Source organism: Sphingobacterium phlebotomi (assembly GCF_008180195.1).
Classification (GTDB): domain Bacteria; phylum Bacteroidota; class Bacteroidia; order Sphingobacteriales; family Sphingobacteriaceae; genus Sphingobacterium; species Sphingobacterium phlebotomi.
Window position 1 is genome coordinate 391,006 of the sequence record NZ_VTAV01000003.1, and the last position, 23,948, is coordinate 414,953.

16 protein-coding genes are annotated in these 23,948 nt (G+C 43.8%); 8 read left to right on the forward strand and 8 right to left on the reverse strand.

The window, feature by feature from the left end; genetic code table 11:
- Window positions 1-41: 41 nt before the first annotated feature.
- Window positions 42-230 (reverse strand): hypothetical protein, encoded by a 189-nt coding sequence (locus FXV77_RS07930; RefSeq protein ID WP_148918676.1) that lies wholly within the window; start codon window positions 228-230, stop codon window positions 42-44.
- Between the two features lie 197 nt (window positions 231-427).
- Here FXV77_RS07930 and FXV77_RS07935 point away from each other — a divergent pair, with 197 nt between their 5' ends.
- The 7 genes from FXV77_RS07935 to FXV77_RS07965 all read left to right on the forward strand — a co-directional run bounded on the left by FXV77_RS07935 (window position 428) and on the right by FXV77_RS07965 (window position 15,991).
- Window positions 428-1,474, forward strand: a complete 1,047-nt coding sequence (locus FXV77_RS07935; protein WP_246162349.1) for a glycoside hydrolase family 18 protein — start codon at window positions 428-430, stop codon at window positions 1,472-1,474.
- 21 nt (window positions 1,475-1,495) lie between these two features.
- Window positions 1,496-5,062 (forward strand): alginate lyase family protein, encoded by a 3,567-nt coding sequence (locus tag FXV77_RS07940; protein ID WP_222867734.1) that lies wholly within the window; start codon window positions 1,496-1,498, stop codon window positions 5,060-5,062.
- Window positions 5,063-5,195: 133 nt separating this feature from the next.
- Entirely contained in the window at window positions 5,196-8,321 is a 3,126-nt protein-coding gene (locus FXV77_RS07945) for a SusC/RagA family TonB-linked outer membrane protein (protein ID WP_222867735.1), read from the forward strand.
- 11 nt (window positions 8,322-8,332) lie between these two features.
- Window positions 8,333-9,991, forward strand: coding sequence for a RagB/SusD family nutrient uptake outer membrane protein (locus FXV77_RS07950; RefSeq protein ID WP_148918677.1), 1,659 nt, complete (start codon window positions 8,333-8,335; stop codon window positions 9,989-9,991).
- A gap of 1 nt (window position 9,992) precedes the next feature.
- Window positions 9,993-10,538, forward strand: coding sequence for a hypothetical protein (locus FXV77_RS07955; RefSeq protein ID WP_187444061.1), 546 nt, complete (start codon window positions 9,993-9,995; stop codon window positions 10,536-10,538).
- Window position 10,539: 1 nt separating this feature from the next.
- Window positions 10,540-11,706 (forward strand): glycoside hydrolase family 88 protein, encoded by a 1,167-nt coding sequence (locus FXV77_RS07960; RefSeq protein WP_148918678.1) that lies wholly within the window; start codon window positions 10,540-10,542, stop codon window positions 11,704-11,706.
- Between the two features lie 40 nt (window positions 11,707-11,746).
- Window positions 11,747-15,991: a two-component regulator propeller domain-containing protein gene (locus FXV77_RS07965; RefSeq protein ID WP_148918679.1), complete on the forward strand. Its 4,245-nt coding sequence runs from the start codon at window positions 11,747-11,749 to the stop codon at window positions 15,989-15,991.
- Window positions 15,992-16,057: 66 nt separating this feature from the next.
- Here the strand turns inward: FXV77_RS07965 and FXV77_RS07970 are convergent, their stop codons facing one another.
- The 6 genes from FXV77_RS07970 to FXV77_RS08000 all read right to left on the reverse strand — a co-directional run bounded on the left by FXV77_RS07970 (window position 16,058) and on the right by FXV77_RS08000 (window position 21,279).
- Window positions 16,058-16,405, reverse strand: a complete 348-nt coding sequence (locus FXV77_RS07970; protein ID WP_187444062.1) for a RagB/SusD family nutrient uptake outer membrane protein — start codon at window positions 16,403-16,405, stop codon at window positions 16,058-16,060.
- A 272-nt stretch (window positions 16,406-16,677) separates the two neighbouring features.
- Complete coding sequence (locus FXV77_RS07980; RefSeq protein ID WP_148918681.1) at window positions 16,678-17,520, reverse strand: DUF2911 domain-containing protein; 843 nt, start codon at window positions 17,518-17,520, stop codon at window positions 16,678-16,680.
- 38 nt (window positions 17,521-17,558) lie between these two features.
- A complete protein-coding gene (locus tag FXV77_RS07985; protein ID WP_148918682.1) occupies window positions 17,559-18,842 on the reverse strand; it encodes a sugar MFS transporter in 1,284 nt (427 codons plus the stop codon).
- A gap of 272 nt (window positions 18,843-19,114) precedes the next feature.
- Complete coding sequence (locus tag FXV77_RS07990; protein WP_148918683.1) at window positions 19,115-19,552, reverse strand: hotdog fold thioesterase; 438 nt, start codon at window positions 19,550-19,552, stop codon at window positions 19,115-19,117.
- The gene (locus tag FXV77_RS07995; protein ID WP_148918684.1) at window positions 19,527-20,060 is read right to left on the reverse strand and encodes a DinB family protein; all 534 of its coding nucleotides are present in this window, start codon (window positions 20,058-20,060) and stop codon (window positions 19,527-19,529) included. Before FXV77_RS07995 ends, FXV77_RS07990 begins: the two co-directional genes overlap by 26 nt.
- Window positions 20,041-21,279 (reverse strand): sensor histidine kinase, encoded by a 1,239-nt coding sequence (locus tag FXV77_RS08000; protein WP_148918685.1) that lies wholly within the window; start codon window positions 21,277-21,279, stop codon window positions 20,041-20,043. Before FXV77_RS08000 ends, FXV77_RS07995 begins: the two co-directional genes overlap by 20 nt.
- Before the next feature lie 60 nt (window positions 21,280-21,339).
- Between FXV77_RS08000 and gltX the strand changes: the two genes are divergently transcribed.
- Window positions 21,340-22,860 carry a glutamate--tRNA ligase gene (gene gltX, locus FXV77_RS08005; RefSeq protein WP_148918686.1) on the forward strand — a complete coding sequence of 507 codons (1,521 nt, stop codon included), beginning with the start codon at window positions 21,340-21,342 and terminating at the stop codon, window positions 22,858-22,860.
- Window positions 22,861-22,929: 69 nt separating this feature from the next.
- Here gltX and FXV77_RS08010 read toward each other — a convergent pair whose 3' ends face one another.
- The gene (locus FXV77_RS08010) at window positions 22,930-23,946 is read right to left on the reverse strand and encodes a Kelch repeat-containing protein (RefSeq protein ID WP_148918687.1); all 1,017 of its coding nucleotides are present in this window, start codon (window positions 23,944-23,946) and stop codon (window positions 22,930-22,932) included.
- Between the last annotated feature and the right edge of the window lie 2 nt (window positions 23,947-23,948).

A 23,948-nucleotide genomic window follows, 5' to 3' on the forward strand; every position in this document is an offset into this window, starting at 1 on the left:
GGCTTTTTGTCTGAAATGGTGTCCTGCTTGGGGGTAACGCATTACAGGTTAATATTTCCCGCGAATTTCTTGGCGAATCCGTTCGGTATAGAGTTCTTTAAGCTTTTGGAGAGTGTCGTCGTCGAGATCCGGTTGTTGTGCCAAGTTTCCATCGGGGAGGATGCTCCGGATTTCATCCAGTAATTCGATGCCTTTTCAAATGTAATACCACTAAAGGTTTCACGCGGCATACACCTTCTTGTCGGGGCTATGCCCGAACGGAATACGGTAACGCCTTTTAGCCACGTCCGAATATAAGGGGATTTTCATAAATTCTTCTCCTCCTACACCAAATTATACACCTTTTTGAACGATAACTCCTCTTATGGCAGGCGTTGTATATGCATCTTGCGTCCAGTAAACTGAAAAATTAAGTAAATCTATTATCATGATGTATGTAAGGGAGTCTAGTAACCGAAAGGCTGTTTTTTGTTTTTACCTCTTTTTCCTGGTCGTGCTTGTTGGATGGTATCCGCAAACTACCCTAGCCTGCAAAAAAGCGGATGGCGTTATTATCGCTTATGTGACGTCTTGGACGACGGTCATGCCCGATCCCGCTTATGTTACGCATATCAACTATGCCTTTGGACATGTGAATGATAGTTTTGATGGGGTCAGGGTCGATAATCCAGAGCGTTTACAGGCCCTCGTGGCACTGAAAAAACAATCTCCTCACTTGAACGTCCTGCTCTCTATCGGTGGTTGGGGAAGCGGTAGGTTTAGCGAGATGGCGGCCTCTCTCGGCCGTCGTGAAGAATTTGCCAAAGATTGTCTGCGTATCGTGGAACAATTCAAATTGGACGGCATTGATATCGATTGGGAGTATCCCACCAGTTCGGCAGGAGGAATTTCGTCCTCCCCCGCAGACACGGAGAACTTTACTTTATTGATGCACGACATCCGCAGCGCTATCGGAAAAGGAAAATTGCTGACGCTGGCTTCGGCGGCAAATGGAAAGTATATTGCATTTCGGGATATTGCATCTACCGTTGATTTTGTTAATATCATGACCTACGATTCCGGCAATCCACCGTATCACCATGCCAGCTTATATCGTTCGCCGTTGTCAGGAGGGACTACCTGCGAAGAAGCGGTAGCAGCACATGTTAAAGCAGGTATGCCTATAGAAAAGCTTGTTTTGGGAATCCCATTCTACGGACGGGGAAATAAAAAAGAAGTAAAAAGTTTCATCGATTATAAAGACCTGTTGAAATTGGAGGGATTCGAGAAAAAATGGGACGATGAGGCCAAAGCTAATTACATGATAAATAAAGATGGGGAATTTGTGCTGACCTATGAAACACCTGAATCCATCGCCCTTAAATGTGCTTATGTTCGCGATCAAGGGCTGTTGGGTGCAATGTATTGGGAATATGCCGGCGACACCTCGGAAGGGATACTGCGCCGCGCCGTGTATAATGGGATTATAAAATAGAAAATACGACGAGAGATGATTATGGTTAGAAAATTCTTATGGTTATTTGTTTTAATTGGGATAGCACCGGGATTAAAGGTGGTTGCGCAAGAACAGCATCGTCTATTGCATGGATGGGAGTTTGTCCAAGGGGATTTGGGTGACATTTGGGAGGGCGTGCGGCCAGTACCTAAGGGTGCACCCGAAACCTTACCTATTTGGGAAAAGATAACGCTTCCACATAGCTACAACGCGATCGATGCGGTGCATCCCGAAAAAAATTATTACCAAGGCCCGGCTTGGTACAGAACGTATTTGGATATCGAGAATCCCTATCTCGATGGCCGGACGATCCTGCATTTTGAAGGTGCCGGACAGAAGAGCGAGGTGTATGTCTATCAAGAAAAAGTCGGTGAGCATGTTGGCGGATACGATGAATGGTATGTTGATATCACGGACGCTGTAGCACAATTCTCCAAAACGGATGTAGCCAAGCATTTCAATGGACGGGTTCCGATCTTGGTCCGTACGGACAATTCGCGGGATGTAGAGATGATTCCTTCGGATTTGTCTGACTTTAATGTGTATGGTGGTTTATATCGTTATGTTAATCTATGTTATGTGCCGAAACTTTCCGCCCGTTATCTCTTTGCTGATACGAAGTTGACAGACATCGATGGAATGGTCGCTTTGCGGGCACAGCTGTGGAACCCAGATGAGGTATCTATTGCAGACATCCATACTACTATTAAAGATCAATCGGGAAAGATAGTCGCGCAGCAACACACGAGCGTACAGTTACAGACAGGGTCCGAATTCCAGATGCTAGGGGATATCCGTGTACAGAAACCAAATAGATGGTCTCCGGACGACCCTTATCTATATACCCTGGAAGTCGCCGTGATACAGGGTGTCGATACGGCCTTGATCTCCGAACGGATAGGTTTTCGGAATTTTGAGTTCGTCCGGTCGGGACCGTTTAACTTAAACGGAAAACGGTTGTTGTTACGTGGTACTCATCGGCACGAAGACCACGCTGGTGTGGGGCCAGCTATGACCGAGGAGCAGATCTGGAAGGAAATGCGGATGATGAAAGAAATGGGCGTCAATTTTATTCGTTTGGGGCATTACCAGCAGTCGCGTATTGTCCTGGATGCCTGCGATTCACTTGGTATTTTGGTGTGGGAAGAGATTCCCTGGTGTCGTGGGGGGTTAGGTGGTCCTGTTTATCAGCAGCAGGCGAAAAGGATGCTGACCAATATGATTCAGCAACATTTTAACCATCCATCCATTATCATCTGGGGCTTAGGTAATGAGAATGACTGGCCGGGCGATTTTGATGAGTTTGACCAACAGAAAATAAGGACATTTATGAAAGAATTACACGACCTGTCGCATCAGCTGGACGATAGCCGTAAAACGGCTATTCGACGGTGCGACTTCTGTAAGGATATTGTGGATGTGTATTCGCCGTCGATATGGGCTGGTTGGTATCGTGGTGTATATACCGATTATAAAAAAGCGAGTAGGAATGAATTTGAAAGGGTAGATCATTTTCTGCATGTGGAATGGGGAGGTGACAGTCATGCCGGTCGGCATTCGGAAACACCAGATGCCGGGTTATCCGAAGTGATGCGTAGTACTACTGCTGATGAACGCGCAGGTGATGCATCCTTGTACGGCGGACCGTCGCGGGTTTCGAAGGACGGCGATTGGAGCGAGAGTTATATGGTGAATTTGATTGACTGGCATTTAAAGGAACAGGAAACGATGCCTTGGCTCACCGGTACAGCTTATTGGCCTTTCAAAGACTTCTCTACACCAATACGCCCTGAAAACCCTGTTCCTTACATGAACCAAAAGGGTGTCGTGGCCCGTGATTTTAAGAAGAAAGAATCCTATTATGTTTTTCAATCCTACTGGGCCGAGAAACCGATGATTCATATTTATGGACATAACTGGCCGGTCCGTTGGGGAAATGAGGGACAAGAGAGGATGGTGAAAGTCTATTCGAATTGCCAGGAAGTAGAACTGTTCCTCAATGGGGAAAGCTTGGGTAAGCGAAAACGTGATAGCCAGGATTTCCCGGCGGCAGGTTTACGCTGGATGGTGAAATTTAAAACCGGTGAAAATAAGCTGGAAGCGATCGGGTATAAAAACGGACTGACGATCCGTGACCTGCTGGTACAGGAATATCAGACTGAAAGCTGGGGCAAGCCAGTACGGGTGGCACTAGAGGTCTTGGAAGAACAACAGGATACACTTTTGCTAGAGGCACAGCTCTTTGATGAAAATGGTGTGCGCTGTCTCGATGCAAGTAACTATATTAGCTTCGATGCGGTAGGCGAAGGAAAACTGTTAGTGGATCAGGGAACCTCTGATGGCAGCCGGCGTCTGCAAGCCTATAACGGTAGAGCTTTGCTGCTTTTAGTACGTACTGGAAAGAATGTGGTGGTCACGGTTAAGGCTGATAGCTTGAATACCTGTATCTTGGATCTGTCTCATACCACTGTCAATGTCAGGGCACAGGTGTCAAAGCGCATTAAAGCAAGTGTATTGAAGGAAGCGGAAGAAGCGTTAACCTTACCTCCGTTAACGGTTACCAGCAGTGTTTCTCCACGCAGTGCTGGCGGAAAACACGACTTTTATTCGGAAGGGGATTATTGGTGGCCGGATCCGAATAATCCCGAAGGGCCTTACATCCGGAAAGATGGTTTGAGTAACCCTGATAATTTTATAGATCACCGAAACCTTGTTATGCGCTTAGGCGACATCGTTGGAACACTGGTCTCGGCATGGGAACTGACCCGCGACGCACGCTATCGAGATGCTTCATTGAAACACTTGAAGGCATGGTTTATAGATCCGACAACGAAAATGAATCCCTCCATGGAATATGCACAGGCCATAAAAGGGATAGCCACTGGGCGTGGAATCGGCATTATTGATGGTATTCACCTCGTTGAGGTGGCGCGTGCACTAAAGGTATTGCATGACGCTCGTGAGCTTCCACATGAAATCTATGTAGGAACAAAATCTTGGTTTTCGGCTTATTTGGAATGGATCATGACACATCCTTACGGTTTACAGGAAAGAGATACGAAAAACAACCATGCAGCCTGCTGGGTCCTGCAGGTTGTAGCCTTTGCACAGTATATTGGAGATGAGGAGGCGTTAGCCTTTGCAAATGAAAGATATCGCTCCGTTTTGTTGCCTAATCAAATGGCAGATGATGGGAGCTTCCCATTAGAATTGGAACGGACTAAGCCTTATGGTTATTCGCTGTTTAATCTAGATGTCTTTGCGGGTATATGTTATATGTTAAAAGAGGATGATACGACCATCCATACTTTTCAATTTGGTGAAAAGAATCTCGAAAAGGCAATACAATTTATGGTGCCTTATGTCAAGAGCAAAGTGTCTTGGCCTTTTGGTAAAGATGTCATGTACTGGGATAATTGGCCTATAGCCCATCCATTTCTACTTTTGGGAAGCACCATGTTCGAGCAGCCACAATGGCTGCAGTTATGGGGTCAATTACCCTTGGATTACAATGAGCTAGAGGTAAAACGCAACTCCCCAATTCGTCATCCCTTACTATGGATGTAACAAAATAACGATGTAGAGCGATTTATCCTCTCAAATAAACAATTTCTCTCCCCCAAAATACACAGGAAGGTGGAACTTTGTATGGAGAGACCTCAAATTATAGACGTAAAAGTCCAAGTTAAACCAACATGTTATGATAAAAATTTTAAACCGAATGAGCAATGGTGCACTAATCATAGGCTACATGCTCTTAACATTAAATTTTGTTTATGCCCAGTCGGCGCGAACAATAAGAGGAGAAGTTCGTTTCGAGAATGGAACACCTGCTGTTAACGTCACGGTTAAAGTCAAAGATGGTTCGCAGATAGCAGTCACCGATGAACGTGGTGTCTACGAAATTCAAGCGGGAGAATCAGCAATCTTATTATTCAGTTTGGTAGGATTCCAAACACAAGAGGTTTTAGTGGGAGTACGAACGACAGTCAACGTGGTTCTGCAGGATCAGGGGGCTTTGGAAGAAGTCGTGGTCGTTGGATATGGTACCCAAAAGAAGGTAAACCTCAGTGGAGCCGTCTCACAGATTGGTGGCGATGAACTCGTCGACCGGCCAGTGGCTAACTTGACTGGAGCCTTACAAGGAACATTGCCTGGCGTAGCTGTCACGCGTGGAAGCGGTAAACCAGGTAGCGAGGGATATGGTATTCGTATCCGTGGGTTCAGTTCTGCGAATGCCATGTCTGCTTTGGTACTGGTGGATGGTATACAAATGGATCTGAATCTGATTAATCCGGAAGATGTCGAATCTATATCTGTATTGAAAGATGCATCAGCATCGGCTATATATGGTGCGAGAGCAGCGGGAGGTGTTATCTTAGTAACGACAAAAAAGGGAAAACAAGGTAAGCCCGTTATCAATTACAATAACTATTATGGTGTAAACGTGGCCGCTCGCAGACCGGAACGTTTAAACTCCTGGGACGAACAGATTCTAATTAATGAATCTCGGCTAAATGCGACGGGAAACCCGGAATTTACCGAAGAGCAAATAGAGTGGTTGAAAAACCCGAACTTCTCTGTGCGTCCAAACCCAACGCAAGATAGGTGGGAATATTTTGGAAACAACAATTGGGTGACGGAGGGGATGAATAAATATAGTGGGATGCACAATCATAATGTATCTGTCAGTGGGGGAGGAGAAAAAACGGTTTATAATATCTCAACCGGTTATTATCACCGTGACGGCGTATTACGATACGGACCGGATGACAATTCTCGTTATACGCTACGTACTAACCTCAGCACCGAAGTAAACAAATACATCAGCTTGGATATTTCCGCTAACTACGTAGGGTCTGAAGTGAATGAAAATGCCTATGGTACGGATCAGATCATCAATCGTTTGTATCGAAGCCGTACACGCCAAAGCTTATATGTTCCGGAGGAAGATGTAACAGGGCAACCCTACAACGGAGATTTGCAGATAAACGCTGTGGATATTCAAAAAAACGGCGGCGAATGGCGACGTTTATACGAGTCTTTCACGGGGCGGGCTAATTTGAAAATTAAAGACCTTGTAAAGGGATTAACGGTAGATTTGAGTGGATCGCGTAATCAGGATTATTTTTCGTCTGTTCGTAACCGACGTACGTTGATGTGGTACGGACGTTCTACAAATACCACACGCTTTTCTATCCATAATCCAAATAGCACGGAAAACACAAAAAATAGGGGATATCTCAATAACCTCCAAGCGGTAGCTACCTATAATTTCGATGTGGCAGACGATCACCATTTTACCCTCTTGGGTGGAACTTCTTATGAGGAATACCGTAAGGATGAACTCACGGCAGGAGCACAGTCTATGATCACCAACGACTTTTTTAGCTTAAACTATGGTGATCCATTAACCAAGACCAATGGCGATTTGGTCGAAACATGGGCAATTGCGTCGTATTTTGGTCGTTTGAACTATAATTTTCAAGAGAAATACTTGTTTGAAGCTTCCGTCCGCTACGACGGTAGTTCGCGTCTGGCTCCCGAAAATAGATGGAAATTATTTCCGTCTTTCTCGGCAGCATGGCGTTTGGATCAGGAAGATTTCCTGCGTGATAACGGTGTTTTTGATCAATTGAAATTGCGGGGCTCCTGGGGGCAACTGGGAAATGGCTCGTCTTTGGGTTTTTACGACTATATACCGCTGCTAACCAGTGGGTTAAATGTGCCGACAAACGAAGAAGATCGATTGGTGTTTAACAATTTACGGACACAGTTTTTGTACCAAAGAGAGTTAGCTTCCGCACAGAAAACTTGGGAAGTTGTTGAGCAAAGTAACGTTGGTTTGGACATGTCTTTTCTAGAGAACCGATTATCATTTGCCGGAGATTACTACGTCAAGCGTAATAAAAATATGCTGGCAGCATTGAATTTACCTTCTATTATCGGAATTAATGTGCCCCGTTTTAATGTCGGGGAGCTGAAAAGTTGGGGATGGGAGTTTGACCTGAGATGGCGTGATAAAGTAAACGACTTCAGCTATTCTGTCGGATTCAATCTGTCGGATAATCAAAATGACCTGGTGAAGTTTGATGGTCGAAATATCATCAACGAAGGACATGTGGAGCTACTGGAAGGGTATCCGATGAATACTGTGTGGGGGTATAGAACAGACGGTTACTTCCAGACCCAGGAGGAATACGATCAATATAAGCAAACAGTCTCCACACCGTTTTTTCCGAACAATGCCGGGGCTGGAGATGTTAAATACCTGGATTTAAATGGCGACGGGGTAATCAGCGCCGGTGGGGGTACACCAGAGGAGCCTGGCGATTTAATAAACTACGGAACGACGAACGGACGTTATTTTTATGGACTCAATCTAGACTTTCAATGGAAAGGCTTCGACGCCAGTATCTTTTTTCAAGGGGTGGCCAAACGTGTATTTTTGATCAATGAAGGTACACTGTCACCTATGCTGGGTACTGCAGATTTACCGTGGACCATCCATATGGATCGCTGGACACCAGATAATCCAGACGCTTTTTTTCCGCGAATGTACCAGACGAGTGCGCATAATTATCGACCATCGGACAGGTATATTCAGAATGGAGCCTATGTCCGCCTTAAAAATCTGCAGCTGGGTTATACGGTTCCTCTTCGTACACCTGCGATCCAAAAGCTTCGGGTATTTTTCTCTGGACAAGATTTATGGGAATACACGGATGTGTTGAATGTATTCGACCCTGAAGTTCCGAACAATGTGTCGGCGACGACCTATCCGTTCTTCCGCTCTATTTCTTTTGGTCTAAACGTAACCTTTTAAAAGACAAAACTATGAAAGTAATAAACAGCTTTATAAAAGCAGTGATGCTAGCTACGTTAATTACCTTTTCGGGTAGTTGTAGCTTAGATCGTTTCCCCGAAACGGAATTTTCCGATCAGGATTTTTGGAACACGGAGAACGATCTTAAATTTGCAGCCAACCGTTTGTATCAGCAGCTGGATGGGGTACAGTTGGATTCCCGCGCAGAAGACAATGTGAATCAAACGGTAAACCTGACGAGTAATGGCGCTTGGAATATTCCAAGTACGAGTGGTGATTGGTCCGGTCCGTACGATATGATTTTTACGGCAAACAATATACTGGAGAAAGGGGTGCGCGCGTCGGTTGCGGATGAAGTAAGAAACCGATATTTGGGTGAGGCACGTTTTTTCAGGGCTTATGCTTATCTCCAATTAGTACAACGATATGGTGATGTACCGCTTCTGACAACGACATTGGATATAGATTCGGAAGAGTTGGAGATGCCGCGTACATCCAAAGCCGAGGTGGCCGCACAAATTTATGAAGACCTGGATTTCGCAGCAGCTTGGTTGCCTGATTTTGGAGCGTTGCCAGCTACTGATTATGGTCGCGTCACGAAGAGTACGGCACAGGCACTGAAAGCAAGGGCGGGATTATTTCTCGGCACATTTGGCAAATATCATGGCGAAAGCGGTTATGAAGAACACCTGCAGGAGGCGGTAGAAGCGGCTTTATTCGTGATGAATCAGGGTCATGTGCTGTTTGCAGATTATGGGAAGTTATTTGTAAATGAGGGAGATGGGCCCGCAAACAAAGAGAATATTTTTGTTAAAATTTATGGCGAGAGCGTTTCAAATCTGATCCTTGGACATAATTACTCGCGCGATTTGGAAAACGGCCGTGTGGCAGTCACGCGCAACTTGATTCGTCAGTACTTGTATGAAGACGGACTTCCCGCGTATAATGAACGTAACGAGCTGAAAGCGAATAGATCATCGTTCTATATCCAGGAAGGAGAGGAGGAAACTTATAATAGCATATTCGATCGCCGTGACCCGCGGTTAAGTTATACACTTTTTCGTGCGGGTGAACAGGCATACAAAGGGCCATGGATACCGACGACTACATTAGGCTCTCGAACGGGATATGCCACCAAAAAAGGATTTAGTGCAGAAGATTGGCAAATCAATAATGCCGGAACGACGGATAAAATTCTGATTCGGTATGGGGAAGTTTTATTAATCTACGCGGAGGCAAAATATGAGTTGGACGGTGCGATATCCGATAGTGATCTTAACCGTACCATCAATGCATTGCGGCGTCGTGTGGGGATGGACGTCGTATTGACAAATGGGTTTGTGGCCACCCACCAGCTGGATATACTGGAGGAGATACGTCGCGAGCGCACCGTAGAACTTGCCTTAGAGGGTTTTCGGTATACGGATATTATACGGTGGAAGTTAGCCGAGATTCTTTTGACCCAAGATATACTAGGTGCCAAGTACAATGAAATAGATTGGGAAGGTGCGGACGTTTCCAATTTAAATTTGAATGACGATGAGGTTGTTATAGTCGAAGCAGCTTCTACACGACGCTTTGATACTGCAAAAGATTATCTTTATCCTGTGCCATTGAACGAAATCTCGCTGAGTGGAGGAAATGTTATACAAAACCCTAATTGGAAATAATATGAAGACAATAATAAATAAAATAATGCTTGGCCTTACGTTTGGTTTCACGGCCTGTATATTGACAACTCTTTTTGTTGGCTGCGAGGATCGAGACTATCCCGCAGGCTTATCGGAATATGAACACCATTATTATATTGTTTATGTGCCGAATAATAACAGTGCGGTGACGGTGAATAGCGAGCAGACGACGCTATTGGAGCTACCGGTGCAGTTCTATTCAGAATTTGAGCGTAATTATAATGCGGTTGCAACGTATGAAGTCAGTACGGGAGATTTAGCAGAAACTGCAGTTCCCGCAGTCCGGGGAGAAGACTTTGAAGTCGTCGACGAAACAGGACAAGTGCTTAATCCTGTAGAGGGCAAATATCAATTGGTTTTTCCTAATGCCAAGAAAGCACAAGCTAAAATCTATCTCAAGCTTTTAAATAATACGGCGGCTACGGGACGGCGGTCTGTTAATATTAATTTGGTGGATAATATCCAGGAACAGTTCCGCGTCGACATTTTTTCTACCGCGTTTAGACGTACTATTCAAATCGATTAATATGAACAAGTATATATGGGGTCTAATATTTGTCTGCTATTCTTTCTCGGGATGGGGACAATCTCGGCAGGACGAGAAGATCGTAGCGGATGCGGCGGAGCAGCTCCGTTATTTGGTAGAATATACGGAACAATTGGTACAAGATTCAATACGGGTCTCACCGCGTACGATGGAAAAAGGTGAATTGCAACTGGTGCGTAGGGGCGATTGGACGAGCGGTTTTTATCCAGGTGTGCTGTGGCAGATGTTTGCTTTAACCAAGGACAAATGGTGGAAAGACTGGGCAAAAACGGCTACGGCGAGAATAGAAGGAGAAAAGGACAATGGACGAACGCACGATATGGGCTTTAAGGTGTACAACAGCTTTGGTAAAGGTTATCAGTTAACAGACGATAGCCATTACCGCGACGTCATTATCCATGCAGCGAAGACGCTCTCTTCGCGGTTCAATCCCACTGTTGGTTGTATCCGTTCTTGGGATCATAATACGGATAAATGGCAATTTCCGGTGATCATTGACAATATGCTTAACTTGGAACTGTTATTTGCGACGACGAAGTTAACAGGGGATTCGACCTATTATCGGATAGCTGTATCACATGCCGACAAAACCCTCGAAAATCATTTTCGACCGGATGGAGGAAGCTATCATGTGGTTGATTATGAGCCCCAAACAGGTGAGGTAAAGCACCGACATACCCATCAGGGCCATGCACATGAGTCGACCTGGGCTCGTGGGCAAGCTTGGGCAATATATGGGTTTACTATGTGTTATCGTGAAACTGGAGAAGAACGCTTTTTGAAGAAAGCGTTGGCTCTTTTTTCTTGGCTGTCAGAAAGACTACCCGAAGATGGTGTAGCCTATTGGGATTTTGATGCGCCTACTATTCCTAATAAGCCGCGGGATGCGTCTGCAGCCGCTGTTATGGCATCCGCATTATACGAACTGGATGATCTGGTTCCCCATAAACCTGCATTGCGGGAATTAGCTGATCGTATCATGACTTCTTTAACGGAGGACTACCGAAACAAAAAGGGAACTAATCGCGGGTTTCTTCTAGCGCATAGCACTGGATCCAAGCCCCATGATTCCGAGGTGGATGTACCATTGATCTATGCAGACTATTATTATTTAGAAGCCCTGTTGCGTAAAAATGGAAAACTTTGAGTAATTTAACACCTTGGCGTTATCCCGCCATTTGCTAACGATGAAGATAAGCCTGAAAATATCGTTGTTATGCCTCTGTCTGATCAGTAAGTTTTTGCATGCACAACCTTTTGCTGATCAGGTAAAGTTTGTGCATATATCCACCAAAGATGGTTTGTCGCAAAGTAGCATCTTTGCAATAGCACAGGATCATCTAGATCTCATGTGGGTCGGAACGCGGGACGGGTTGAATAAATACGATGCGCATCGATTTGTCACCTATAGAAATGTGCTTTCTGATAGCACATCGCTGTCCGATAATTACGTAACAGCTGTTTATGAGGACAGTGATAACAGGCTTTGGATAGGTACAGGGCAAGGTATTAACTTGTATGATCGGAAATCTGATCGATTTTTAAGGGTTCCACTTGTAGGGAGAGGATCACCCGAGCCGTTTATCTATGCTATTGATCAGGACCGTAATGGTAATGTCTGGTTTTGTTCTAGTGCAGGGCTGTTTTTATTAAAATCCAACCCTGAAAATCAACTACAATGTTTCTTAGTCTTTAATGGTAGAAACATTGCTGGGCATACTTTCCCTCCGGGCTCGGGAAATGTCCAACAGGTTTATCAGGATAGTCGAGGTCGACATTGGCTGAGTACGACAAACGGCGTATATGTATTCGAAGGACTTTCTAGACAGTCAACTCCCCAACTTATCTATGATATCCAGCAGCGAAGGGGAGCATTAAACAGTGCTGATGTCCGTTTTGTCTACGAGATGAAACCGGGAATATTTTGGATGGGCACAAAAGAAGGTGGAATTAATGTATATGAGGAAGAGAAAGATACGTTTCGTTATATCACAAACGACGGCTCTGCAGGAAACCGACAAGCATCACTAAGTAGCAACGACGTGCGAAGCTTAGTTCGCGATAGGCAAGGCGGATACTGGATCGGCACGATCAATGGCTTAAACTATTATGATGAAAAGCTCGGTTTTATTTCCTTCCTTAAAGATCAGTATGATACCTATTCATTAGCCGATAATTCCATCCGTCCTATCTTTCAGGATCGACGAGGGTCGATCTGGGTGGGGACATATTACGGCGGAATTAGCATTTTCGATCGGGATTTGGCAAAATTCCGACATTATGGGAAAAACGGACAAGATGACCATTTGTCTTACAGTGTGGTGAGTGGTATTGTACAGGATCGTCAAGGTGGATTTTGGATTGGCTACGAGGGCGGTGGATTGGATTACATGACGACTAACAGACGGGTGAAACGACATTATAAACATAAACGGGAAGACCCGCGTTCCTTGACGAACAACCATGTTAAACATATTTATCTGGATAGCGAGGACAATCTATGGGTGGGAACCTACACCGGTGGTTTGAATTTGTTCAAGAAAGACGGACAGGGCTTTGTGCATTATAAACATGATCCAGATGATATATCCTCCTTATCTAATAATAACGTTTATTCCATTACAGAGGATAAAGTAGGGAACCTCTGGATAGGAACTTATGGTGGAGGATTGAATGTAAAGAAAGCGGGAACGGAGGGGTATTTCGAAAGTTACCGATCTACCAATAAGGAACAATATCGCTTAGGTTCCGATCTGATTAGAATCGTTTATCTAGACAGCCGTGAAAACTTATGGGTGGGAACAGAAGATGGACTGCATGTTAAATGGGCAGGAGCAGATCGTTTTGATGTCTTTCACCCCCAAGCGGATAATTCCCATAGCATCAGCGGAAATGTTATATTGAGTGTCTATGAGGATGAAAAAGGGAGACTATGGATAGGGACGTCTATGGACGGTTTAAATGAATTTCGATATGCCACGAAAGATTTCAGAAGAATAGGAACCGAGAACGGGCTTCCGGGGAATAATGTTGTGGGAATAGCAGAAGAGGATGGCATATTATGGTTGAGTACGAACAAGGGTATTTGCGCTTTCGATCCGTCGACAGATGAGATTGTATCGTATAATTTAAAAGATGGATTGTACGGGAATGAATTCTCCGTTGGAGCAGTATGCCACAGCCGGGAAGGTGAGCTTTTACTGGGCGGTACACATGGGATTACGGCTTTTTACCCAAGTAAAATCTCCCGTAGTCGTTTCCGCCCCAAAATGATTTTTTCTGAAGTGCGGGTACACAATAAAGTGCTGCTCCCGGAAAGTAATCAATTATCGAATCAGCATATTTCGATGGCAAAAGAACTTCGATTATCACATCGGGATAATAATGTGAGTATAGACTTTGCCACACTCAATTATATTACGCCAGAGAAGAACAAATATGCCTATCGTTTGGAAGGGCTGGAAGAGGATTGGAATTATGTGAATTTCCCAACAGCGACGTATACAAACTTGCATCCGGGAACATACATTTTAGAGGTGAAGGGAACGACAAATGACGGTGTGTGGTCGGACGAAGTTGGAAAACTTCGGCTCGTTGTGTTGCCGCCTTGGTGGGCCACTTGGTGGGCATATACGACCTATATTGTAACCTTTTTGGTGGTGCTGCTTATGGTTTGGCGCTTTTTTAATGCCCGAAGAGAATTGAAGTATCAGTTACGTCTAAAACAATTAGAGGCCGTCAACGAGAAAAAGATGGCGGATATAAAAGCAAATTTTTATACCCACATATCGCACGAGTTGAGAACGCCTTTAACATTGATTCTAGGACCGGTGCATCAAATGCTTTCGGAAATGGCGGAAAATGACCCCCGTCGATCGACGTTACAAGTGGTACGGCAGAATACACAGCGACTCTTGCGTTTGGTCAACGAGCTGTTGGACAGCCGTAAAAATGAATTGAATCTGGTACGGCTAAATGTTAGTGAATATCCGTTACTTGATCTTGTTCAAGAGGTGTTGGCTTCTTTTCAGGAGGAGATTCGGGCGAAGAATGTGGTTGTTGAATGGAAATATAAAGAGCCACTTCCTGTTATTTGGTTCGATTATATGCAAATGGAAAAAGTATTCTTTAATCTCTTGGGAAATGCATTGCGCTTTGTGCCGCAAGGAGGTCGGGTTTGGATCCACGTATCGACGACAACCGAAATATCAGGAAAAGGAATTGTACGCCTGGAGATTGGTGACGATGGCCCGGGCATTACGGAAGAAGACCTGCCTTTTATTTTTGAGCTCTTTTACCAAAGTAAAAGTCCATTGGCTGCTAAGAATCGATATGGTAGTGGCTTGGGCTTGGCCCTCACACGTGATATCATCCGCCTACATGGAGGAAAGATTAACGCGAGCAGTCAGCATGAGAAATTATCAACAGATTCATTTACGGTCTTCACGTTAGAGATGCATGTTGGAAACGCACATTTTGATACCGACAAGGTAGATTTTGTTGACACGATAAAGGAGGAAGCTAATACGGTGTTGCCAGAAAAAGCACCTATGGATTTTCTGACCGACGGCATATTAAATGACGGGTCGAATGTTGAAAAGGAAACAGACTCGGCATTGGTACTTGTGGTAGACGATAACGATGATATTCTACAATTCTTGCAACAGGAGTTGGTAAAGGAATATACGGTCGTTACTGCACATGACGGCGAACAAGCTTGGGATATTGTACGTAAGAGATTACCGGATGTGGTGATCTCCGACGTTATGATGCCCAACATGGATGGTGTTTGTCTGACGACCTTGATAAAGAGTAACGAAATGACAGCTCACATTCCCGTAATATTGCTTACGGCATTGAGCTCGGAGGAGGATATGTTAGTAGGAATGGGTGCTGGATCGGATGATTACCTGACCAAACCTGTTCACATGGACTTGCTGATGATCAAAATCCAAAATATTCTCTATACGAAGAAAAGTGTACGGCGTTGGTTTATCCGCAAATATATGCTGGCTACGGAGGATAAACGAAGTGAGAAGCCAAACGAAGAACAGCTGTTTTTAAATCGTATTGTTAACGTTATTGAAAGCCGGCTATCCAGTGAAGATCTCAATGTTATGCAATTATCCTCTGAGTTGGGTATGAGCAGACCTGTACTGTATAAAAAAATTAAACAACTTACGGGGATGAGTATCATAGAACTGATCAATATGCTACGTTTGAGACGGGCAACGGAGCTTTTCGATCGCGAATCATTAGGGATAAGTGACATTGCTTACCAAGTAGGGTATTCGGATCCGAAATGGTTTAGTAAAACCTTTAAATCGTATTATGGTATTACGCCAAAGAGATTTGCGGAAATGGCGCCGGCGGAAAAAGCGCGGATTATCGACGAGCATAACCTATTTCATATTTTTCAAACCCGTAACTAGAGAGATTATCTAAACGGAGTCTGTAAATTATAAAATAAATAAGCCTCGAATTTTGTTGATCTCATTTTAGGGAACAGGATACCAGTAATACTGCTTCAACCAACGACGGTCTTCCAGACGGGTACGACGATAATAGGAATCTGACGAACCCAGATCGCGTGTCGGGGTTGTTTCATCACCGGTGGTCATGAGAACGTTGTCGAATCCGTTCATGTTCATGCCGTGCATACGCGTTATATCACCGTTTACGCCGCCCTTGTCCGGCTGATTGGAAGCTTCTGGATCAGCGATCATCCAACGACGTATATCAAACCACCGTTGTCCCTCGCCGACTAGCTCCGCGCGTCTTTCCTGCACAATGGCCTTGAACTGAGCTTCCTTCTTTCCGATGACACCGGTTTTCGACCCGTTCATTTGCATCTCCTGATAACCGGGGGTGTTGAATACAGAGCTGCGTATTTATGCCCTCATGCGGCTCGGTATTACAGATAGCATTAAAATACCTGATTTTCTGGGATATTCCGTAAATACAATATATAACTATCGGACAAAAATGAAAAATAAATCTAAGGTATCCCGCAAGGAATTTGAACTCTTTGTCAAGAAAATAGGAGCTTTTAATTAAGGAAATAGGCAGTCAAAAAGGAAGAGAGACGTAGCGCATAGTCCACGTCTCTACATTATTTTTATTTCGCTTCCTCGAGCACCTGCGTGTTCAATTTTACGTATTCTTCATTGTTGCCTGCTTTCGCCATAGCAACACCTTCGGTTGCCGTTTTAATGGCACCGGCTTTATCACCTGCCTTCAACTGGATTCTGGCCTTCCAGTATTTGATATGAGGTGCTTTTGTATTGCCTTTATCAGCTTCGGTGGCCCATTCAACCGCTTTATTGATGTCCAAATTGTTGTTATAGTAATATTGCGCGGCAGCAAAATAAGGTTTCTTTTCGCCTTTCATTGCTTCCTCAATACCCGCTATGATTTCCTTAGACTGGTCAACAGCGATCGGGAAGGAAACTTTCGTGCTTTCCCATGCTAATGTTAGATCTGCACCGGTAGGTGTTACATTTTCAAAGGCTATGGTAAATGTTTCAACCTTATCCGAAAGTTGTTTTGACTTGGCTTGAAAACGTAAAAAGTCTTCGCTTTGGTTATACTGGTAAGCTCCCCATTGCTCTACATTCTTGCTCAGAACAACGGTCCAGTCACCTTTGGTCGGAATAGTAAAGAGGCCATACGTACCTGCGGGAACTTTATTGCCCGCAATGGTAACTTCTTCCTCAAACGTAAGAGACGGTATGCCATTTGCTCCTGTCCGCCAAATTTGGTCGTAAGGTACCAATCCCCCGAAGATGGTGCGGTTGTTTATGTTTGGCCGCTGGTAGACAAGTGTGACTTTTTTTATGCCGATCCCCTGTTCAATTTTTGTCGTGCTACTGGCAGGTGGAAATTTCGCCTGCGCTTGCGTCTCTTGTGCCGCAAACAAGATGACGCCGGCAAATACTAAGGATAAGAATGTCTTCTTCATATGATGTTATTTGTTTATATATGCTAAAATAAGATTTATTATGATTTTTTCCCCACTTTATGGCCGGCAACACCGTAATAAAAGATAAACAAATAACAGGGAAGGGCTATCCAGTAAGCCGCATGGGACCCTACCATGTGGGCTATTTGCCCGTAGATTAGCGGTATAACAGCTCCACCCGCGATACCCATAACCAATAGGCCCGAAGCTGCATTGGTGAATCTTCCGACTCCTTTTAATGCCAATGGCCAGATTGCCGGCCATACCAATGAATTAGCCAAACCTAATAAGGCAACAAACGTAAGAGAAAGCATTCCGTCAGTGAAAACAATCCCTAAGGTAAAGAGGATGCCTAAGATAGCACATGATTTCATTGCTGTTTCTTGTGAGAAATATTTTGGGATGGCAATGATTCCGATAATGTAACCTAATACCATGGCTCCCATGGTATATCCTGTGAAAACGGTCGCCTTGTCTAAGCTGACACCTTGCGATACACCATAAGCAATAATGGTATCACCAGCAAGAACTTCTACACCCACATACATGAACAACGCAATGAAGCCCAATATAACGTGTGGAAAATCCCAGATGCTCTTTTTGTCTTCTGATATGATATGATGATCGGCTGTTTCTTCTTCATCTCCCTTGACTTCCGGAAGATTTGCACGGGAAATCCAGATAGCTAGAAGCACCAATACCACAACGATACCAATGTAAGGATTAACGACCTGTAGCGCGACTTGATCTAATGCTGCCGAATATTGGTCTGCCGGCATCGATTCCACTTGTTTAGCAATCTTATCGGCCTCGCCGAGGTTTAAGAATAATCCTAGTAAAACTGGAGCAATAGCACCTGCTACTTTATTACAGATACCCATGATACTAATCCGTCTTGCCGCCGTTTCAACCGGGCCAATAATGGTAATGTAGGGGTTGGAAGCGGTTTGCAAAATAGCTAAACCTCCACCCATCGTAAACAAGCCTACCAAAAAGAGGAGATAAGTTCTAGTATAAGCAGCTGGAATAAATAATAGTGCTCCGACTGCCATCACACCCAAAGAGATCGCCATCCCTTTCTTAAACCCGTATTTGTTCAATACCCAGGTAGAGACTGGCGCCATGACTAAATAGGCAATATAAAAAGCAAAAGTTACAAAATAAGATTGTACTTCCGTGAGCTCACAGGCTATTCTAAGATACGGGATCAGTAAAGAGTTTAGCCACGTAGCAAAACCGAAAATAAAGAATAGAGAAGCAATAATAATCATGGGTCCCAGTGAAGATTGACCAGTTTGTTGTGTTGAGGTTTTCGAATCCATTTGTGGAATATTAGATTTAATATGTGAGTATCAAAATCGAATTACAAGACTAATAAAATATATTGATATTAGGAAACAGAAAAATATACACAAACGATTGCATTTTGTAAAAAAATAAAGAGACTTCATTTGGGGGTGAAGTCTCTCTAAAACCTAAACCGTATCATAAAACCATATTGAATGGTGTTTGTATATAGTACAATTAGGACAACAATATAGTTTTAAAAATTTTTATTTTTTTTTAAAAACGTTCGATCATCTCGAATTTGACCTCAAGAGGGTTTCTCTATAATCGCTACGGTAAGCCGGGAAATACAGATAAGAACGTCCTTTTCGTTTTTGATTTTGATATCCCATACATGGCTTTTTTTTCCGATATGAAGTGGAGAGCAATAAGCATATAGCGTGCCCTCTGCAACTGATTTTAAATGATTGGCATTTACTTCCATTCCCACGCCCACTAAATGTTGTGGATCAATAATGAGGTTGGAAGCAATACTCCCTACCGACTCTGCCAATACAACGGATGCTCCGCCATGTAAAATCCCGAATGGCTGTTTGACTTTGTCGGATATGGGCATGGAAGCAATGAGCATATCTTCTCGTACCTCCGTCGCCTGAATGGTGAGATAGCCTGTCATAAACTTGTGGAAGATGCTATTGATCTCCTCCAGTGTATAATCTTTAAACCAAATTTTCGACGTTCTCATTGTTAAGATAGCGTTCTTTTAAAATAATGCGATGATGCGTCAGATGGCCAGCAATCACATATAGGAAAGCTTTAACCGTGATGAGCCTGCCCGAAGCCATCCCTTTTCGTTCTAATTCTGTTTCGTTGAATGTGTTGAACAATACGAGGTTTGCTTTCCTAAGATGGATGAATTCCTCTTCGATACTGTTCAACGAACGTTCGTTGTGACGACCGTGTTGTACAAATTCGTCCTGCTCAAAGGGAGCCAGTTCCGTCATGTCGTTGCGTGCAAACCGCAACGCGCGATAAGCCATTATCCGCTCTGTGTCTAAGATGTGGCATAATACTTCTTTGATCGTCCATTTCCCGTCGGCATAGGTGTAATCACCTAAATCTTCAGGAATATTTTGGATAAATTCAGGGAAAGTTTCCACCTGCTCGTGTAGCTCTTCCATAACAGAGCCAACCACATTTTCTACGTAGTCACCGTATATTGCAGGATATTCATCAGACTTGAGTGGGTTCATAGCGTAAATTACTTTTAAGTATAATCCTAAATGTTGTTCCTTTTCCTAGTTCAGATTCTTTAACAAATATTTGGCCTTGATGATAATCGACCATACGTTTTGTCAAGCTGAGTCCTAATCCCCAACCACGTTTACGCGTTGTAAAACCAGGTTGGAAAATCGCATCGAAGTTTGATTTCGACATGCCTTTTCCTGTATCGCTAATGTCTATAAAAATTTCCTCTTTTGCAATGTTATCGATGATGTTAATTGTTATTTTTCCTTCAGACTCAATTGCATTAACAGCATTTTTTAATAAGTTTTCGATAATCCAGTCGAATAAAGGGATGTTCAATTTTGCTTCCACAGTCTTGTCTCCGGTAATTTCAAACGTAATTTTTTCGCTGGTTCGTACTTTAAAATATTGAACGAAATCATGTATAACCTGATAAATCACATGATTGGCTAAGGAAGGAATAGAACCTATTTTCGAGAAACGATCCGCAACGACTTCCAGACGTTTTACATCTCTTTCCATTTCATTTAGGGAGCTATCATCCTCCGCATCGAATTTAGTACGCACCAGCTCTAGCCAGCCCATCAATGATGATATAGGCGTACCAAGTTGATGCGCAGCTTCTTTTGCCATACCCACCCATACGAGGTTTTGTTCGGATTTTTTGATAGAATTAAAAACCGTATAGGCAATGATGAGAAAAATAGCAATGAGGGAGAGTTGTAGGTAAGGAAAAATACGTAGTTGACGTAATGCAAGAGAATCTAAATAATAAACAGACCATGTTTCGCCTGTATCCAGCGGGAGTGCAATCGGCGCATGGTTGCGTTTCATCCGGGCCAGCTGTTTTTCAAAATAAACGGGGTCGTATTCTAATGTGTTGTTGACGGAATCGACCTGTTCTTGAATGTTGGTTTTGTTGGGGTCGAGGTCACGCCAGAAGATGATATTGCCCTTGCTATCCGTGATAATAGCGGGGATGGATAGACTATCCCGCACCGCATACACGTAGCTGATGAATTGATCATCGACATCGGGCATGGTCATAATACTTCGCGTACTCATGGCCCAAACTTCAGCCTTGGTGCGCTCAGACTTGGAAAGACTCTTGACCAAATAGTTTGTGTAAAACAGCGACGCCGCCGCAATAAGGGCGGCAAATAGGAAAAGTAAGAATTTCCAGCGTTGTTTTTGTGTATGTTGATATAGCTTGTCCTGATTCATCTCTAATGAGATGCAAAATAGGGATTTTTTGCCATTCCTAAAATGTGTAATTTTGTGCCTATGAGTTCGCAACGAAAAGTAAGAGTGCGTTTTGCACCAAGCCCTACAGGCGGTTTACACCTCGGCGGTGTACGCACAGCATTGTTTAATTATCTGTATGCTCGTCACCATGGAGGTGATTTTATTTTGAGAATTGAAGATACTGACCAAACTCGATTTGTGTCGGGAGCTGAAGAATACATCAACGAATGCTTGGATTGGTGTGGACTTACACCCGATGAAAGTCCGAATAAGCCCGGTGAATATGCTCCTTATCGGCAGAGTGAAAGGAAAGCGACTTATCGGCAGTATGCGGAACAATTGGTGCATGACGGATTCGCATATTATGCATTTGATACACCAGAAGAATTAGATGCGTGGCGTAAAGAAGAACCCAATTTTCGGTATTCACACGAAAACCGTTTGCAACTGCGTAATTCACTGAGCCTATCCAAAGAAGAGACAACGAAATTATTATCTGACGGACATCCGCATACCATTCGTATTAAAATCCCCGCAGAAGAAACAGTTTCTTTTGAGGATATGATTCGAGGGCGCGTAACATTTGAAACAAGCTTAATAGATGACAAAGTCTTGTTAAAGGCAGACGGTATGCCAACTTATCATCTAGCGGTTGTAATTGATGACAAAGCAATGGAAATTTCGCATGTCTTCCGGGGCGAGGAATGGCTTCCCTCTGCACCTGTGCATATATTACTATGGGAATACCTAGGTTGGAAGGATAGCATGCCGTGCTGGGCACATTTGCCGCTTATATTAAAGCCAGATGGAAACGGTAAGCTGAGCAAACGTGATGGTGACAGGCTGGGATTTCCGGTATATGCAATGAACTGGACTGATGCGAAATCGGGTGACGTTACAAAAGGATTCCGCGAAATGGGATTCTTACCGGAGGCTTTCATTAATATGCTGGCCGTTTTAGGCTGGAATGACGGAACTGAGCAAGAGATTTTTGGTATCGAAGAACTCATTTCGAAGTTCTCCGTCGATAGAGTTAGTAAAGCCGGTGCGAAATTCGATTTTGAGAAAGCCAAGTGGTTTAACCACGAATGGATAAAGAAAACAGATAATATGGAGATCTTACCGCAGATAGAGGGCGTGCTAAATCAACATGGGATCACTTTATATCAGTCAGATTATGTATGGAGGGTGTTGGCTTTGGTTAAGGAACGCATGACCTTTGTCGAAGATTTTTGGGAACAGGCTTCTTTTTTCTTTACGATACCTGATATCTATGATGTGGATGCGGTAAAACCCAAGTGGAATGCTAGTAAAACCGTATTTTTTCAAAATATATTGCATGAATTTGCTGCGATGGAGGAGTGGTCAGCAAGCGATTTAGAACCATTTTTCAAAGGTAAAATTGCCGATTCTGGTATGAAAATAGGCGAATTGATGATGCCTTTTCGGATTATGCTGGTCGGAGGGAAGTTTGGACCTGATGTATTCCAGATTGCCGAGACATTAGGTAAAGAAGAGGTTATTAAGCGTATAGAGAAAGCGTTACCGCATTTTGCGTAACGGTAAATTATAAGTAAAATAAAAAAGGGAGCTAAAGGCTCCCTTTTTTATTTTACTTAATTCCTATGATTAACGAACAGGGGTAAACTCATACATATTATCAAAAACTAGCGATCCGTTTACACCGGTAACAACATATCCTTTACCGTTTAAAGAGAAACCAATACCTTTTTCACGCGGATCAGTAGAAAGTGCCTGGTGCTTATCTGTCCATGACTCCGAAGAAGGATCGTATTTCCATACGGTGCTGGTTATACTGTTAGCATTTCTACCACTGACCACGTAGGCAAAGTTGCCAATAACAAATGTGGCTGCGTTGTATTTACGTGCGTCATAAGTATAACTGTCGTCCGAGCGGTTTAAGCCGGTTGATGATGTTGTCCAGTTGGTACCATCGAAAGTATAAAAACCATCGGGAAGGTTTGAACTGCCACTATAACCACCGCCAATATAGGCTTTGTCACCTATGACGAAAGCAAAAGCACCAGATAGCTTGTCCTTGAAAGGAAGGTTGTCTACAGCAGACCATTCATTCTGCGAAGGGTCGTATCGGTATACATCACCCAAGCGTCCTCCGCCAGCGTTTGTACCCAATCCTACATAGGCGTAGTTTCCGAGTGCGAAGGCGATGGCACCCGAGCGTGCAACTCCCGGAAAGTCTGCTATCTTCGTCCAGCTGTCTTGCGCCGGATCATATTGGTAGAAATCTTTGAATAATTCGTTGTCAAGGTTTCTTCCGGTTCCTATGTAGCCTTTCCCTCCGACAGCAAAACCTACCGCTTCGTGGCGGGCCGATCCGGTAAATTCTGTAATTTCGCTCCAGCCGTTTCCGTTAAATACACGACCATCCTGCGCAATCCCCACTGTTGGGTTTACATATCCGCCAACGACATAGGCACCTTTTCCATCTATCGTGAATGAGGCTGCTCCGCTACGTGGATCACCTGTAAATACCGTGGATTTCGTCCATTCTGTAGGACCGTCGTCCGTACTTGTTTCATCATCGTCATCTTTGCTACAGGAGTTGAATGATGTGAAAGCGATAGCACAGGCAAAGAATAACAATAGCCAATTTTTCTTATTCATAA

Excerpts from the sequence above, each read along its gene's own strand:
- FXV77_RS07940 (WP_222867734.1), top strand. The coding sequence starts at position 1,496 with ATGGTTAGAAAATTCTTATGGTTATTTGTTTTAATTGGGATAGCACCG.
- FXV77_RS07995 (WP_148918684.1), bottom strand. The coding sequence starts at position 20,060 with ATGAACCCACTCAAGTCTGATGAATATCCTGCAATATACGGTGACTAC.
- FXV77_RS07960 (WP_148918678.1), top strand. The coding sequence starts at position 10,540 with ATGAACAAGTATATATGGGGTCTAATATTTGTCTGCTATTCTTTCTCG.
- FXV77_RS07955 (WP_187444061.1), top strand. The coding sequence starts at position 9,993 with ATGAAGACAATAATAAATAAAATAATGCTTGGCCTTACGTTTGGTTTC.
- FXV77_RS07965 (WP_148918679.1), top strand. The coding sequence starts at position 11,747 with ATGAAGATAAGCCTGAAAATATCGTTGTTATGCCTCTGTCTGATCAGT.
- FXV77_RS07935 (WP_246162349.1), top strand. The coding sequence starts at position 428 with ATGATGTATGTAAGGGAGTCTAGTAACCGAAAGGCTGTTTTTTGTTTT.
- gltX (WP_148918686.1), top strand. The coding sequence starts at position 21,340 with ATGAGTTCGCAACGAAAAGTAAGAGTGCGTTTTGCACCAAGCCCTACA.
- FXV77_RS07985 (WP_148918682.1), bottom strand. The coding sequence starts at position 18,842 with ATGGATTCGAAAACCTCAACACAACAAACTGGTCAATCTTCACTGGGA.
- FXV77_RS08000 (WP_148918685.1), bottom strand. The coding sequence starts at position 21,279 with ATGAATCAGGACAAGCTATATCAACATACACAAAAACAACGCTGGAAA.
- FXV77_RS07930 (WP_148918676.1), bottom strand. The coding sequence starts at position 230 with ATGCCGCGTGAAACCTTTAGTGGTATTACATTTGAAAAGGCATCGAAT.
- FXV77_RS07980 (WP_148918681.1), bottom strand. The coding sequence starts at position 17,520 with ATGAAGAAGACATTCTTATCCTTAGTATTTGCCGGCGTCATCTTGTTT.
- FXV77_RS07970 (WP_187444062.1), bottom strand. The coding sequence starts at position 16,405 with ATGAACGGGTCGAAAACCGGTGTCATCGGAAAGAAGGAAGCTCAGTTC.
- FXV77_RS07950 (WP_148918677.1), top strand. The coding sequence starts at position 8,333 with ATGAAAGTAATAAACAGCTTTATAAAAGCAGTGATGCTAGCTACGTTA.
- FXV77_RS07945 (WP_222867735.1), top strand. The coding sequence starts at position 5,196 with ATGATAAAAATTTTAAACCGAATGAGCAATGGTGCACTAATCATAGGC.
- FXV77_RS08010 (WP_148918687.1), bottom strand. The coding sequence starts at position 23,946 with ATGAATAAGAAAAATTGGCTATTGTTATTCTTTGCCTGTGCTATCGCT.
- FXV77_RS07990 (WP_148918683.1), bottom strand. The coding sequence starts at position 19,552 with ATGAGAACGTCGAAAATTTGGTTTAAAGATTATACACTGGAGGAGATC.